Source organism: Enterobacter sp. fkY84-1, assembly GCF_052974705.1.
Window position 1 is genome coordinate 494,488 of the sequence record NZ_CP169393.1, and the last position, 15,075, is coordinate 509,562.

Consider the following 15,075-nt stretch of genomic DNA (forward strand, 5'->3'; position numbering starts at 1 on the left):
TGGCAGCGGATTAACCGATCTGCCCATTTCCCAGATGCTTCACGCGGCGCTTCACTTCTTCCTGTTTGCCAGCGTTAAACGGACGGGCGTCCGGGCTGCCGAGATAGCCGCATACGCGACGGGTCACGGAGACGCGAGCCGCATCGTGGTTGCCGCATTTCGGGCAGGTGAAGCCTTTACTGGTACATTCAAACTCACCGGTGAAGCCGCACTCGTAACACTCATCAATTGGCGTGTTGGTCCCGTAATACGGCACGTGCTGGTAGCTATAGTCCCACACGTCCTCCAGCGCCTTGAGGTTGTGCTGAATGTTTGGGTACTCGCCGTAGCAGATGAAGCCGCCGCTGGCGATCGGTGGATACGCTGCTTCGAAGTCGATCTTGTCGTACGGGTTCACCTTTTTCTCGACGTCGAGGTGGAAGCTGTTGGTGTAGTACCCTTTATCGGTCACGCCTTCCACAATCCCGAACTCGGCGGTGTCCAGGCGGCAGAAGCGGTCGCACAGGTTCTCGCTTGGGGTGCTGTACAGGCTGAAACCGTAGCCGGTTTCCTCTTTCCACTGGTCTACCGCGTCGCGCAGGCGCTGAACGATGGCGATGCCTTTCTCACGCAGGGCTTCGCTGTCGTACATGTGCGTGTCGCCAAACAGGGCGTTGATGGTCTCGTGGATGCCGATGTAGCCCAGCGAAATCGACGCGCGGCCGTTTTTGAAGATCTCGGATACGTCATCGTCCGCCTTCAGGCGCACGCCGCAGGCCCCTTCCATATAGAGGATCGGCGCCACGCGGGCTTTGACCCCTTCGAGGCGCGCAATGCGGGTCATCAGTGCCTTACGCGCCAGCTGCAGGCGCTCATCCAGCAGTTTCCAGAATTCAGCTTCATTACCTTTTGCCTCCAGCGCGATGCGCGGCAGGTTGAGGCTGATCACGCCCAGGTTGTTACGCCCGTCGTGGATCTGCTCGCCGTTTTCATCCTCGTACACGCCGAGGAAGCTGCGGCAGCCCATTGGCGTTTTAAACGAACCGGTCACTTTGACGACCTGATCGTAGTTCAGGATGTCCGGGTACATGCGCTTGCTCGCGCACTCCAGCGCCAGCTGTTTGATGTCGTAGTTCGGGTCACCAAACTTGTGGTTCAGGCCGTCGCGAATCGCGAACACCAGTTTCGGGAACACGGCGGTTTTACGGTTTTTGCCGAGGCCGGAAATACGGTTGCGCAGGATCGACTGCTGGATCAGGCGTGATTCCCAGCTGGTGCCCAGCCCAAAGCCGAAGGTTACAAACGGCGTCTGGCCGTTGGCGGTGTGCAGCGTGTTCACCTCATATTCCAGCGACTGGAAGGCGTCGTAGCACTCTTTCTCGGTACGGGAATGCGCATAGCCGTCCGCGTCCGGAATCTGCCACTCTTCGGCGGTTTTACGGTGCTTGTTGAAGCTCGCCGTCACGAACGGGGCCAGCACTTCGTCAATGCGGTTAATGGTGGTGCCGCCGTAAATATGGCTGGCGACCTGGGCGATGATCTGCGCCGTGACCGCGGTAGCCGTGGAGATCGACTTAGGCGGTTCAATCTCCGCGTTACCCATTTTAAAGCCGTGGGTCAGCATGCCTTTGAGATCGATCAGCATGCAGTTGAACATCGGGAAGAACGGCGAATAGTCGAGATCGTGGTAGTGGATCTCGCCGCGCTCGTGCGCCGAGACCACATCGCGCGGCAGCAGATGCTGACGGGCATAGTGTTTGGCGACGATACCGGCCAGCAGGTCGCGCTGGGTGGGTATCACTTTACTGTCTTTATTGGCGTTTTCATTGAGCAGCGCAGAGTTGGTCTGCTCCACCAGGCCACGGATCTCCTGGTTCAGACGGCCGCGCTTCTCGCGCTGCACGTCACGATCGTGGCGGTACTCAATGTAGGCGCGCGCCAGCTGCTTGTAAGGCCCCGCCATCAGCTGGTTTTCAACCGCGGTCTGGATCTCGTTGATATCAACCTGGCTGCGTTCATTCATCTGGCTGCTAACGACTTCTGCGACGGTGGCGCAGTAATCTGCGTCATCGACTCCCGCTGCTTTAGCTGCACGCAGAATGGCTTCCTGGATGCGCTCTGATTTAAACGGCACTTTACAGCCATCACGTTTCATCACATGCGGTGTCATGATCACTCCATTTTTAAAAACAGGTTATCCACAGAGGTGGAGAAGTATTCACCGGACGCATTTCCCGCCAGGCCAAAGACTTCCCGCGTTCCCAGCTCGTGTTATCCACAATTCCGGCCAGCGTAAGCGCCGTCTTGTTGTTGGAATAGTAGACGATAAATACAAGATGTTGGGTCGGCGTGCATTTTAAGTGCTACATATAGTGATTTGCATCAAACATGTTTGCGATTTATTTGATGCAGAACAAAGTAAAAAGACGAGAGTACAAACGACGGGCGCTTCAGCGATTGTAAAGGCGGGCGAGAAAAATCTGATTAATTATTCAACAAAAACAGTAAAGTAAGCCGGGTGCTGAGCCGCACCCGGCAGGGAAAGTTACTGCTGCAACCACCAGACGGCTTCAAACGGACGCAGCGACGTCGTTTGCGGTGCCGGGTAGTTACTCATCAGCACCTGCGACTTATCGCTGAGAGCCTCTGTCTGCCATTCCTGCGGCGTATGACTCAGGTTCGCCACCACCATCAGCGTCTGCCCCTGCCACTGGCGGCGATAGCACCACAGGGAAGGGTGTTCCGGCAGGAGATCCTCATAATCCCCCCACGTCAGCACCGGCAGGGTTTTGCGCAGGCGAATCAGCGACTGGTAGGTGTAGAACACCGAATCCGCATCGTCCAGCGCCGCGCGGGCGTTCACGGTTTCGTAGTTATCGCAGACCCCAATCCACGGCTCGCCCTCGGTAAAGCCCGCGTTGTGCGACGCGTCCCACTGCATTGGGGTTCGCCCGTTGTCGCGGGATTTACTCGCCAGAATCGCCAGTAATTCATCCGGCTCGCGGCCGCTGGCGCGCAGTTCGGCGAACATGTTCAGACTTTCCACGTCGCGGTAATCGGTGATGCGGCTGAAGTGCGGGTTGGTCATGCCAAGCTCTTCACCCTGATAGATATACGGCGTGCCCTGCATCCCGTGCAGCACCATGCCGAGCATTTTCGCGGCGTGAACCCGGTATTCTCCTTCGTCACCGAAGCGCGACACGATGCGCGGCTGATCGTGGTTACACCAGAACAGCGCATTCCAGGCTTTGTTGTGCATCCCCTGCTGCCAGTGGCGGAAGAGGGTTTTTAGCGCCACGAAGTCCGGCTTCGCCAGCGTCCACTTTTCGCCGCCGGGGTAATCCACCTTCAGATGATGGAAGTTAAAGGTCATCGACAGCTCGCGCCCGTCGAGAGACGCATACTGCTGGCAGTTCTCCAGCGAGGTCGAGGACATCTCGCCTACCGTCATCAGGTTGCGCGGGGTAAAGACGTCGCGGCTCATCTCCTGCAGATATTCATGGATGCGCGGCCCGTCAGTGTAGAAGCGGCGACCGTCACCCGTCTCGTCATTCGGGAAATCCTGATCTTTCGAAATCAGGTTAATGACATCCAGACGCAGGCCGTCGACGCCGCGATCGGCCCAGAACTCGCACACCTTTTTCAGCTCGGCGCGCACGGCCGGATTCTCCCAGTTGAGATCCGCCTGCTCCGGGGCGAACAGGTGCAGGTAATACTGTTCGCTCTCCGCGTGCCAGCGCCAGGCGTTGCCGCCAAACTTGGAGCGCCAGTTGTTGGGCAACTGCTCCGGCGTGCCGTCTCGCCAGATGTAGAACTGGCGGTACGGGCTCGCTTTGTTCAGCGACTCGCGGAACCAGGCGTGCTGCGTGGAGGTGTGGTTAAACACCATGTCCAGCACGATGCGAATGCCGCGCGCGTGCGCCTCAGCGACCAGCTCGTCGAAATCATCCAGCGTGCCGTAGGCCGGATCGATGGCGGTGTAGTTCGCCACGTCGTAGCCGTTGTCCACCTGCGGGGAGATATAAAACGGCGTCAGCCAGATGGCGTCGATGCCGAGGGTTTTCAGGTAGTCCAGACGCTGCGTCACGCCGCGTAAATCGCCGGTGCCGCTGCCGGTGGTGTCCTGGAAACTCTTGGGGTAAATCTGGTAGATAACGCCGTTTTGCCACCAGTGAGGAAGGGTATTCATAATGCGTTCCTGCAAATGCGAAGGGGCGCAACTGCGCCCCGAAAGATGAAGTTAAACAATCTGCAGCGAGCCCTGACGGAACTTACGCTGGTAAACCACGGTGGTGAGCGCCATTGGGACGATAATGGCGATGGCCATTGCCAGGGCAAACACCTGCCAATAAGCGGGCTGGATGGAGAGGATGCCCGGTAAGCCGCCGACGCCAATCCCGTTCGCCATCACGCCGTTCAGTCCACATACCAGGCCTGCCAGACCGGAACCGATCATCGCGCAGAGCATCGGGAAGCGGTATTTCAGGTTGATACCGTACATTGCCGGTTCGGTGACGCCGAGGTAGGCGGAGATGGCCGCCGGAACGGAGATCTCGCGTTCGTTGTGCTTGCGGCTGACGATAATGATGCCGGTCACCGCGGACGCCTGGGCAATGTTAGACAGGGCGATAATCGGCCAGACCGGCGTGCCGCCGAGGCTCTGGATCATCTGCATATCAATTGCCAGCGTGGTCTGGTGCACGCCGGTGATCACCAGCGGGGCATACAGGAAGCCAAACAGCGCGGCGCCAATCGGGGCGAAGCTGCCGGTCATCAGGTGACGCACCGCGAAGGCCACGCCGTCGCCAATCATGCGGCCAAACGGACCGATAAAGGCGTGCGCCAGGAAGACCGCCAGAATCAGCGAGCACACCGGCACCACCACCAGATAAAGGTAGTCCGGCACGATGCGCTTCAGGCGCGTTTCAATAAAGCCCAGCGCCAGGCCCGCCAGCAGGGCCGGAATGACCTGCGCCTGATAGCCCACTTTGGCGATGGTAAACAGGCCAAAGTTCCACACCTCCGGCACCTGTTGACCAAGTAAGTAAGCGTTCATTAACTGCGGAGAGACCAGCGTGACGCCGAGTACAATACCGAGGATCGGCGTACCGCCCATCTTGCGCACTGCGGACCAGCAAATCCCGACCGGTAGATAGAAGAAGATCGCTTCGCCAATCAGCCACAGGAAGTCGTACACGGTTTTCAGCGCCGGGTACATCTGCGCCAGGGTCTTGCCGTCGCTCATCGGCACGTCGCCGATGACGTTACGGAAGCCTAAAATCAGGCCTCCGCTGATCAGCGCCGGCAGCAGCGGGAAGAAGATCTCCGCGAAGTGGGAAATCAGCTGCTCGTGCCACTTCATATTCTGGCGCGCAGCCTTCTTGGCCTGCTCTTTATCCGCCGCGCTGTGCCCGGTGGTCGCCAGCAGAGCCTGATAGTAATCGCCCACTTCGGTACCAATCACCACCTGGAACTGACCGGCGTTGGTGAAGCAGCCTTTTACCATTTTCAGCTCTTCAATCGCCTTCGGGTTCGCTTTGGCCGGATCGTTCAGCACGAAGCGCAGGCGGGTAATGCAATGGCTGACGGTTGCGATGTTTTCGCGGCCGCCGACCAGGACGATCAGCTGATCAATATCTGCTTGTTTGACTTTACTCATCATGAAACCTCATGACAGATGGTGAGGGGTGTAATGACCTGAGCGCAAGCCTACTCCTTCAGCGTGACGGCGAAAATGGGAACGTTCCCGAAATCGGGCGAAGATCACAATAAACCGATTGGTGGGGGTTATGAAAGGTGGGCAGGAATAACGATCTGACGTGGCTCTGCGCGCCCGTTGATCTGCTCGATCAGCTGCGCGGCGGCCTGTCTGCCGGACTCAGCGTAGCCCGGATCGACGGTGATGATCTCCGGGTGCAAAAACTTCATCAGCGGCGTGCTGCCGACGCTCGCCACCTGCAGACCGTCGATACGCTGCTCCTGCAGATATTTACTCGCGCCCAGCGCCAGCGTATCCGTGGCGCACACCAGCGCGGTGGTCTGCGGCGTCAGGACGCTGGCGACCTGCTCGTAGCCCTGCTTCATGCCCAGCCCCGGCAGGGAGGCCACGGCGGAGAGGTTGTGCTTTTTGCAAAACGCCAGATAGGCCTCATGGCGTCGCTTGCCGGTGGTAACGTCCGCGTGCGGTACGCCGAGGAAGCTGATGTGGCGATGGCCTTCGTCAAACAGGCGCTGCATCAGGGTGATAATCGCGCCCTCGTCGTCATAGCAGACGGAGGCAAAACCGTGGGCATCGCGCGCCAGCAGCACCAGCGACGGTTGCCAGGGTTTTAGCATCTCGTCTTTGATGCCGGTAAAACCGAACAGCACCACGCCGTCAATGTTGCGCCGCTGGAGCATCCCCAGATGCTCTTCTACCAGCTGGGGCGAGAACTGGCTCTCCATCATGATCGGGTCATATCCCTGCTCGTAGAAGGCGGGCAGCATGGTCTGCACGGCGAGGTTTTCAGACAGAGAATCCAGACGCGAGACAATGATGGCGACCACTTTGTCACTCTGCCCGCGCATGGCGCGCGCGGAGCGGGAAGGGGAAAAGCCGTGCTGATTCATGACCGCCTCAACGCGCTCGCGGGTGCGTTCGCTGACGCCGCTTTCGTTGTTCAGCACGCGTGAGACGGTCGATTTCCCCACGCCGCTTAAACGCGCGATGTCTTTAATCGTAAGGCGGTTCTGCATGCTGTATTCCCTGTAACAACGACAATGTAATATATTGAGCCTAATGCTATAGCGCGATTTCGCTATGGGCTAAATCTGGTTTACGTTCGGTTTATTTGCAGGGGGGTATAATACCGCCCGAATCATCAAAAAGGGTACGCTTAAATCCTTATACTGCGCGGCGACACCCTACTTTTTACTTACCGGAGGCTTCATGGATCCCGATCCCACACCTCTCCTGAACGGGAGAATGCGTTCTTTCCGGTAAGCCAGCCTGTTGCTGACTCACCGGTGATGTGAGGCAGCAGCGTCCCAAACGTTCCTGCTTGAAAAATTGAGTGCCTCTCAGGTACGGCTTTGCCACGCCTGAAGGAAATGCTGCGTCCGCCTTTGCGGATGCGGAGGAATGACGATGTTTAAAAATATCACCCGGCAGCTGCAGGCCCTGCTGAGCCGCCACCTGCCACACCGTCTTGTTCAGCGCGACCCGCTGCCAAACGCCAAAAACATGGCGGGGGCGGCGATCCCCGCGTCCCTGACCGAACGCTGCCTGAACGTGGCGGCGATGGATGAAAACGAAGTCTGGCGCGCCTTTGGCGGACACCCGGAAGGGCTGAACGCGGCAGAAGTGGAAAAAATCCGCGCCGTGCATGGCGATAACCTCATTCCGGCGCAAAAGCCGTCTCCGTGGTGGGTGCATCTGTGGCTCTGCTACCGCAACCCGTTCAACCTGCTGCTGACCGTGCTCGGCCTCATCTCCTACGCGACGGAAGATCTGTTTGCCGCAGGGGTGATTGCCCTGATGGTGGGCATCTCCACGCTGCTGAACTTTATTCAGGAGGCCCGCTCCACCAAAGCGGCGGACGCCCTGAAGGCGATGGTCAGCAACACCGCGACCGTCTCGCGCGTGATCAACGATCTCGGCGAAAACGCCTGGGTGGAATTGCCTATCGACCAGCTGGTGCCGGGCGATCTGGTGAAGCTGGCCGCGGGGGACATGATCCCGGCGGATTTACGCATCATCCAGGCGCGCGATCTGTTTGTGGCGCAGGCTTCCCTGACCGGCGAATCCCTGCCCGTTGAGAAGGTGGCGCGCAGCCGCGACCCGCAGCAGATGAACCCGCTCGAGTGCGACACCCTCTGCTTTATGGGGACCACGGTCGTCAGCGGCACCGCGCAGGCGATTGTCACCGCCACCGGGGGCAACACCTGGTTTGGTCAGCTTGCCGGGCGCGTCAGCGAGCAGGAGAGCGAGCCGAATGCCTTCCAGAAAGGGATTGGCCGCGTCAGCATGCTGCTGATCCGCTTTATGATGGTGATGACGCCAATCGTGCTGCTGATCAACGGCTACACCAAAGGCGACTGGTGGGAGGCGGCGCTGTTCGCGCTCTCCGTAGCGGTCGGCTTAACGCCGGAAATGCTGCCGATGATTGTCACCTCTACGCTGGCGCGCGGGGCGGTGAAGCTCTCTAAACAGAAGGTGATCGTCAAACACCTCGACGCCATCCAGAACTTTGGCGCGATGGACATTCTCTGCACCGATAAAACCGGCACCCTGACGCAGGACAAAATCGTGCTGGAGAACCACACCGACATTTCCGGCAAAACCAGCGAGCGCGTGCTGCACAGCGCGTGGCTGAACAGCCACTACCAGACCGGGCTGAAAAACCTGCTCGACGTCGCCGTGCTGGAAGGCGTGGACGAGGAGGCCGCCCGCACGCTCTCCGGCCGCTGGCAGAAGGTGGATGAGATCCCGTTCGACTTCGAGCGCCGCCGTATGTCGGTGGTGGTGAGCGAGCAGCCGAACGTGCATCAGCTGATCTGCAAAGGGGCGCTGCAGGAGATCCTCAACGTGTCGACGCAGGTACGCTATAACGGCGACATCGTGCCGCTGGACGACACCATGCTGCGCCGCATCAAGCGCGTCACCGACAACCTCAACCGTCAGGGGCTGCGCGTGGTGGCGGTGGCGAGCAAGTTCCTGCCCGCGCGTGAGGGGGACTATCAGCGTATCGACGAATCCGATCTGATCCTCGAGGGCTACATCGCCTTCCTCGATCCGCCGAAAGAGACCACCGCCCCGGCGCTGAAGGCGCTGAAGGCGAGCGGTATTACCGTGAAAATCCTCACCGGCGACAGCGAGCTGGTGGCGGCCAAAGTGTGCCACGAGGTGGGGCTGGACGCGGGCGACGTGGTGGTGGGGAGCGATATTGAACATCTCTCCGATGACGAGCTGGCGAAGCTGGCCCAGCGCACCACGCTTTTTGCCCGCCTGACGCCGATGCACAAAGAGCGCATCGTTACCCTGCTTAAGCGCGAAGGGCACGTGGTGGGCTTCATGGGCGACGGCATCAACGACGCGCCCGCCCTGCGTGCGGCGGATATCGGTATCTCCGTAGACGGGGCGGTGGATATTGCCCGCGAAGCGGCGGATATCATTCTGCTGGAAAAGAGCCTGATGGTGCTGGAGGAGGGCGTGATTGAAGGGCGCCGTACCTTTGCCAATATGCTCAAGTACATCAAGATGACCGCCAGCTCCAACTTCGGTAACGTCTTCAGCGTGCTGGTGGCGAGCGCGTTTCTGCCGTTCCTGCCGATGCTGCCGCTGCACCTGCTGATCCAGAACCTGATGTACGACGTGTCTCAGGTGGCGATCCCGTTTGATAACGTGGACGACGAGCAGATCCAGAAGCCGCAGCACTGGAACCCGGCAGATCTTGGGCGCTTTATGCTGTTCTTTGGCCCGATCAGCTCCATCTTCGACATCCTGACCTTCTGCCTGATGTGGTTTGTGTTCCACGCCAACACCCCGGAACACCAGACGCTGTTCCAGTCCGGCTGGTTCGTGGTAGGTCTGCTGTCCCAGACGCTGATTGTGCATATGATCCGCACGCGCCGCATTCCGTTTATCCAGAGCCGTGCCGCGTGGCCGCTGATTATGATGACGGGGATTGTGATGGCGCTCGGCATCGCGCTGCCGTTCTCACCGCTGGCAAGCTACCTGCAGCTGCAGGCGCTGCCGCTGAGCTACTTCCCGTGGCTGGTGGCGATCCTCGCCGGTTATATGGTGCTGACCCAGATGGTGAAAGGGTTTTATGCGCGTCGGTATGGGTGGCAGTAACGGCAAGCCCGGTGGCGCTGCGCTTACCGGGCCTACGATCCGAACGTAGGCCGGGTAAGGCGAAGCCGCCACCCGGCAATAGCTTTCCTCCCAAATTCAACAACCTGTGATCTCCGTCGGCGCATTCGCTTGACGACAAATTGAGCGCATGTTAACAGAATGTTTTGCCTTTATTTGGCCCGTCAGATAAGGAACATTCATGTTACGGTACAGCCTCTTAACCGCCGGGCTGATGCTCGGCGCCTCTGCCTTTGCCGCCCCGGCAGGGGATCTCCCCTTAATGCCCTGGCCTGCGAAGGTCGAACGCCCGACGACCCAGGGCGCACTGGTGCTTAGCAACAACGTTTCTGTAAGCGTCAGCGGGGACGATCTCGGTGACGCCGTCAACCGACTGCGCCAGCGCATCGCCCTGCAAACCGGCTGGACGCTGCAGCCTCAGGCTGAAAAGCCAGACAAACCAACTATCCGCATCGCCATCGCTAAAAAGGTGAAGCCGCAGCCGCTGCCGGACAGCGATGAAAGCTATAAGCTCACGGTGGACGCCAACGGCGTGAACATCTCCGCCAACACCCGCTTCGGTGCCTTGCGCGCCATGGAAACTTTGCTCCAGCTGGTGCAGAACGGAGCGGAAAACACCTCGATCCCGTGGGTGACCATTGAAGATTCACCGCGCTTCCCGTGGCGCGGGCTGCTGCTCGATTCGGCACGCCACTTTCTCCCGCTGCCGGATATCAAACGCCAGATCGACGGCATGGCCGCGGCGAAGCTCAACGTGCTGCACTGGCATTTGACCGACGACCAGGGCTGGCGCTTCAGCTCGAAGCGTTATCCAAAATTAACCCAGCTTGCCAGCGACGGGCTGTTCTACACGCCTGAGCAGATGCGCGAGGTGGTGCGTTACGCCGCCGAGCGCGGCATTCGCGTGGTGCCGGAGATCGACATGCCGGGCCACGCCTCGGCGATTGCCGTGGCCTACCCGGAGCTGATGAGCGCCCCGGGACCGTACGCCATGGAACGCCACTGGGGCGTGCTGAAGCCGGTTCTCGATCCCACCAAAGAGGCAACATACGCTTTTGCTGACGCGATGGTCAGCGAACTGGTGGCGATCTTCCCCGATCCGTATCTGCACATCGGCGGCGACGAAGTGGACGACAGCCAGTGGAAAGCGAACCCGGCTATCCAGCAGTTTATGCGCGACAATAGGCTGGCGGACAGCCACGCGCTGCAGGCGTACTTCAACCGCAGGCTGGAAACGATCCTCGAGAAGCATCACCGCCAGATGGTCGGCTGGGATGAGATCTACCATCCCGATCTGCCGAAAAGCATTCTGATCCAGTCCTGGCAGGGCCAGGACGCGCTGGGGCAGGTGGCGCAGAACGGCTACAGGGGCATTCTGTCGACCGGCTTTTATCTCGACCAGCCCCAGTCCACCGCCTATCACTACCGCAACGAGATCGTCCCGCAGGGGTTAAACGGCGTGGACGTGATAGCGGACACCGACAGCGCCCAGAGCTGGGCCTTCTCCATGCCGCGCCTGAAGGGCAAGCCGGTGGAGGGGAGCTTCACGCTGGTGAAAGGGGATGCCGGCTGGCGCGGGTTTATTGATTTTGCCGGGAAATCCCGCCGCGCGGTGCAGGATATTGAATGGCGGGATGACAATCAGGTGACCTTCACCGTCGATACCTGGATGGGCGAAACGCGCCCGGTTGTCACCGTTGATAACGACAAACTCTCCGGTTATTTCCTCGTCGGGAATACGCGCTACCCGATTAGCGGCACGCGTCTGGACGACGTGCCGAAAGGCGTTCCGCCCGTCGTGCCGGACGTGGCGAACCAGTCCAACCTGCTCGGCGGCGAAGCGGCGCTGTGGGCGGAAAACGTGGTGGCGCCGGTGCTGGATATTCGCCTGTGGCCACGTACGTTTGCGGTGGCGGAGCGGCTCTGGTCCGCGCAGGACGTCAACGACGTCGACAACATGTACACCCGCCTGCAGGCGATGGACAGCTGGTCGACGGTGTCGGTCGGGCTGCAGCAGCATACCCAGCAGCAGGTGCAGTTCACGCGCCTCGCCGGTAATGCCGACACCCTGCCGCTGCAGGTCCTCGCGCAGGCGATTGAACCGGCTCAGTATTACACCCGCCAGCACCTGAAGTTCCGGGCCGGAAACTACCATCAGTTCGAGCCGCTCAACCGCTTTGCGGATGCGCTGAACGCCGAAAGCACCACCGTGCGCCAGATGCACAAATGGGCGGACCGTCTGGTGAGCGATGCGGAAGACACGGAAAGCGCCGACGCCCTGCGCCACATCTTTAACCGCTGGCAGAGCAACACCAGCGACGCGCTGGCCTTAAGCGAAAACAGCTATCAGCTGAAGGCGATGAAGCCGGTGATCCAGGAGGTGGATAAGCTGGCCTCGATTGGCCTGCGGCTCACCGACCTGGTGGCGCGTCAGGGCACGCTGGATGACAAAGAGATCGCCTCGATTCAGAGCGAGCTGGATAACGCGGCGAAGGTGCAGGACGAAGTGGTGATTGCGGCGGTGTACCCGCTGGAGACGCTGCTGCGCGCCACGCGGAATCAGTAGCAAGCAACAAAAAAGGCAGCCTGGGCTGCCTTTTTTCATCGCCAAAGCGAATTAGCGACGAACGGCAATCGCTTCGATTTCAATTTTCACGTCTTTTGGCAGACGCGCCACTTCCACGCAGGAGCGCGCCGGGAAGGTGGCGTTATGCTCGGTGAAGAACGCTTCGTAGGTGGCGTTAACGGTCGCGAAATCGTTCAGATCCTTCACGAACACGGTGGTTTTCACGATATCACCCACTTTCAGACCGGCAGATTCCACGATAGCCTGCACGTTTTCCAGCGACTGACGCGCCTGCGCCGCGACATCTTCCGGCACCGCGCCGGTTTTTGGGTTCACGGGGATCTGACCTGAAGTGATGATCATGCTGCCCAGATCAACGCCCTGAACGTAAGGGCCGATAGCGGCTGGTGCATTTTCCGTCGCGAGTACTTTGCTCATGTTTTCTCCAGAATTACAGCGTTAAGAATGTTCCCGGCCATTATAACAGCCGGGATTTCATTACCAACCTCAATTAGTTGGCCAGCACCACATAATGAGAAAACTCTTTTTCGCAGTATTTGCATTTGAGCGCGATGTCATTCGCGCGCTTTTTCACTGCGAAACTGGAGGAAACCGGTTCAGCGTGACTGATGCAGTTGCTGTTCGGGCAGACCAGCACGCTTTCGATACGTTCTGGCAGGCTCGGGCGGGATTTGCCGACCACTTCGTACTCGTCGATGCGGTTGACGGTGGCGTCCGGCGCGTACAGCGACAGCTGGTTAACCTGCTCGTCGGTCAGGAAGGTGTTCTCGATTTTGATCAGGTCTTTGCGGCCCATCTCGCCCGACGGCAGGTTCAGGCCGATGGTGATGCGCTGGTCAGTTTCGGTCAGTTTGAACAGCGTCAGCAGCTTAAAGCCCACCTGCGCAGGGATATGGTCAATCACGGTGCCACGCTTGATGGCTTCAACCTGGAGTTTGTTATCGTGTGTCATGGTCGTCTCCCCTTACAGAGCTAATTCGCGATTCAGAACCAGTGCCAGTAACGCCTGGCGAGCGAAGATGCCGTTCCCGGCCTGCTGGAAGTACCAGGCGTGCGGCGTTTTATCCACATCTGTGGTGATCTCATCGATGCGCGGCAGCGGATGCAGGACCTTCATGTTGTCGCGCGCGCCTTCCAGGTCGCTGGCGCGCAGCACGAACTGCGCCTTCACGTTGGCGTATTCGGACGGGTCAAGACGCTCTTTCTGCACGCGGGTCATGTACAGAATATCCACGTGGCTCATCACCTCTTCGATGCTGGCATGCAGGCTCCACGCAATGCCTTTCTCGTCCAGCATGTCGAGAATGTACTGCGGCATCGCCAGCGCCTCCGGGGCGATGAAGTAGAAGCGGTTGCCGTTAAATTTCGCCAGCGCCTGGGTCAGGGAGTGGACGGTGCGGCCATACTTCAGGTCGCCAACCATGGCGATGTTCAGGTTCTCAAGCGTGCCCTGCGTCTCCTGAATGGTGAACAGATCCAGCAGCGTCTGCGTTGGGTGCTGGTTGGCACCGTCACCGGCGTTCAGCACCGGAATGCCGCCGGAAAACTCGGTTGCCAGGCGCGCCGCGCCCTCCTGCGGGTGACGCATCACAATCGCGTCGACGTAGGTGCTGATCACTGAAATGGTATCCGCCAGGGTCTCGCCTTTTTTACCCAGCGACGTGTTGCTGCTGTCAGAGAAGCCCACCACGCTCGCGCCCAGGCGGTGCATGGAGGTCTCAAAGGAGAGGCGGGTGCGGGTCGAGGCTTCAAAGAAGCAGCTCGCAATCACCTTGTGCTTCAGCAGCTCCGGTTGCGGATTGGCCTTCAGTTTTGCCGCGGTTTCCAGAACCAGTTCCAGCTCTTCGCGGCTGAGGTCGTTTATGGAAATGATGTGTTTTTGATAAAGCGGATTCATGTTTATCTCCTGACGCCGGGCAAAAAAAAGCCCCTCAAATGAGGGGCTCTGGGAATAGGTTTAGCAACGGGAAGAAAAACGGCAGGCCAGCGTCTGATTTCAGACGCGGTAAGACGTTATGTCGTACACGCTTGACCATGCTTCCTCCCGGCAAATTGTCGGGCATTATACGCAGCTCGCTTTTCTGATCAAGCGATTTAATGCACGCTTTACTCAATGCAAACGGTTCTTTGTGAATATTAATGCGTTCTGAGTAAATAATTAATTTGCTTATGCACCAGCGCGGTGCGCTTTACCACCCGGGGGGCGACCCAGACAATACTGCTGCCGGCCACCACGCCTAAAATTTCCGGAAGCTGGTGATAATCCAGAATACGCGCCACCGCGCGGCCATATCCGGCGACGGTGTGGACAAGGATAAACTCGCTATTATGCTCAACGCTGACCACCATTTCCGAAACGGTACGCGCGGCGTCGGGGGCAGGGCGCAGTTGAGGATTCAACGAATAAATCTTTAGCCCTTTGGCATTTCGAATTTTTATGACTCCGAGCAACTTCAGCAATCGCGAAACGGTCGACTGGCTGATGCTGTCAAACCCTCTCTCCTGCAGGTCGCGGCGAATCTCTTCCTGCGAAAGGTAACTCTTTTCGGCGATCAAACGCTGGCACACCGTGAGCTGCAGCTGTTCTTTGGGAGAGTACTCTTCGTAATCCATCATGTTTCCCATATCAGTTCCCGAAATAACCGGTGACACCGCA

11 protein-coding genes and 1 pseudogene are annotated in these 15,075 nt (G+C 59.1%); 3 read left to right on the top strand and 9 right to left on the bottom strand.

From position 1 onward, the window contains the following. Window positions 1-10 precede the first annotated feature (10 nt). The 4 genes from nrdD to treR all read right to left on the bottom strand — a co-directional run bounded on the left by nrdD (window position 11) and on the right by treR (window position 6,714). Window positions 11-2,149, bottom strand: a complete 2,139-nt coding sequence (gene nrdD, locus ACEPLT_RS02330; protein ID WP_008501397.1) for an anaerobic ribonucleoside-triphosphate reductase — start codon at window positions 2,147-2,149, stop codon at window positions 11-13. A gap of 375 nt (window positions 2,150-2,524) precedes the next feature. Then, window positions 2,525-4,168, bottom strand: a complete 1,644-nt coding sequence (gene treC / locus ACEPLT_RS02335) for an alpha,alpha-phosphotrehalase (protein WP_232928596.1) — start codon at window positions 4,166-4,168, stop codon at window positions 2,525-2,527. 51 nt (window positions 4,169-4,219) lie between these two features. After that, a complete protein-coding gene (treB, locus tag ACEPLT_RS02340; RefSeq protein WP_032664631.1) occupies window positions 4,220-5,638 on the bottom strand; it encodes a PTS trehalose transporter subunit IIBC in 1,419 nt (472 codons plus the stop codon). Window positions 5,639-5,766: 128 nt separating this feature from the next. After that, window positions 5,767-6,714, bottom strand: coding sequence for a trehalose operon repressor TreR (gene treR, locus ACEPLT_RS02345; RefSeq protein ID WP_021240675.1), 948 nt, complete (start codon window positions 6,712-6,714; stop codon window positions 5,767-5,769). 391 nt (window positions 6,715-7,105) lie between these two features. On the opposite strand from treR, the gene mgtA reads away from it, so the two are divergent. Next, window positions 7,106-9,814 (top strand): magnesium-translocating P-type ATPase, encoded by a 2,709-nt coding sequence (gene mgtA, locus ACEPLT_RS02350; protein ID WP_044597250.1) that lies wholly within the window; start codon window positions 7,106-7,108, stop codon window positions 9,812-9,814. Between the two features lie 199 nt (window positions 9,815-10,013). Further along, a complete protein-coding gene (locus ACEPLT_RS02355; protein ID WP_232928594.1) occupies window positions 10,014-12,398 on the top strand; it encodes a beta-N-acetylhexosaminidase in 2,385 nt (794 codons plus the stop codon). Window positions 12,399-12,449: 51 nt separating this feature from the next. Here ACEPLT_RS02355 and ridA read toward each other — a convergent pair whose 3' ends face one another. The 4 genes from ridA to ACEPLT_RS02375 form a co-directional block, all read right to left on the bottom strand. Then, entirely contained in the window at window positions 12,450-12,836 is a 387-nt protein-coding gene (gene ridA / locus ACEPLT_RS02360) for a 2-iminobutanoate/2-iminopropanoate deaminase (protein ID WP_008501391.1), read from the bottom strand. Between the two features lie 73 nt (window positions 12,837-12,909). After that, window positions 12,910-13,371, bottom strand: coding sequence for an aspartate carbamoyltransferase regulatory subunit (gene pyrI / locus ACEPLT_RS02365; RefSeq protein WP_008501390.1), 462 nt, complete (start codon window positions 13,369-13,371; stop codon window positions 12,910-12,912). Window positions 13,372-13,383: 12 nt separating this feature from the next. Then, on the bottom strand, window positions 13,384-14,316 hold the full coding sequence (pyrB, locus tag ACEPLT_RS02370; protein ID WP_023326589.1) for an aspartate carbamoyltransferase: 933 nt from the start codon (window positions 14,314-14,316) through the stop codon (window positions 13,384-13,386). A 34-nt stretch (window positions 14,317-14,350) separates the two neighbouring features. Continuing rightward, window positions 14,351-14,455, bottom strand: coding sequence for a pyrBI operon leader peptide (locus ACEPLT_RS02375; protein WP_022646880.1), 105 nt, complete (start codon window positions 14,453-14,455; stop codon window positions 14,351-14,353). Between ACEPLT_RS02375 and ACEPLT_RS02380 the strand changes: the two are divergent. Next, window positions 14,435-14,552: pseudogene (locus tag ACEPLT_RS02380) on the top strand (hypothetical protein). The gene ACEPLT_RS02375 and the pseudogene ACEPLT_RS02380 overlap by 21 nt on opposite strands. 3 nt (window positions 14,553-14,555) lie before the next feature. On the opposite strand, the gene ACEPLT_RS02385 reads toward ACEPLT_RS02380, so the two are convergent. Next, entirely contained in the window at window positions 14,556-15,035 is a 480-nt protein-coding gene (locus tag ACEPLT_RS02385) for an arginine repressor (RefSeq protein WP_025912003.1), read from the bottom strand. Between the last annotated feature and the right edge of the window lie 40 nt (window positions 15,036-15,075).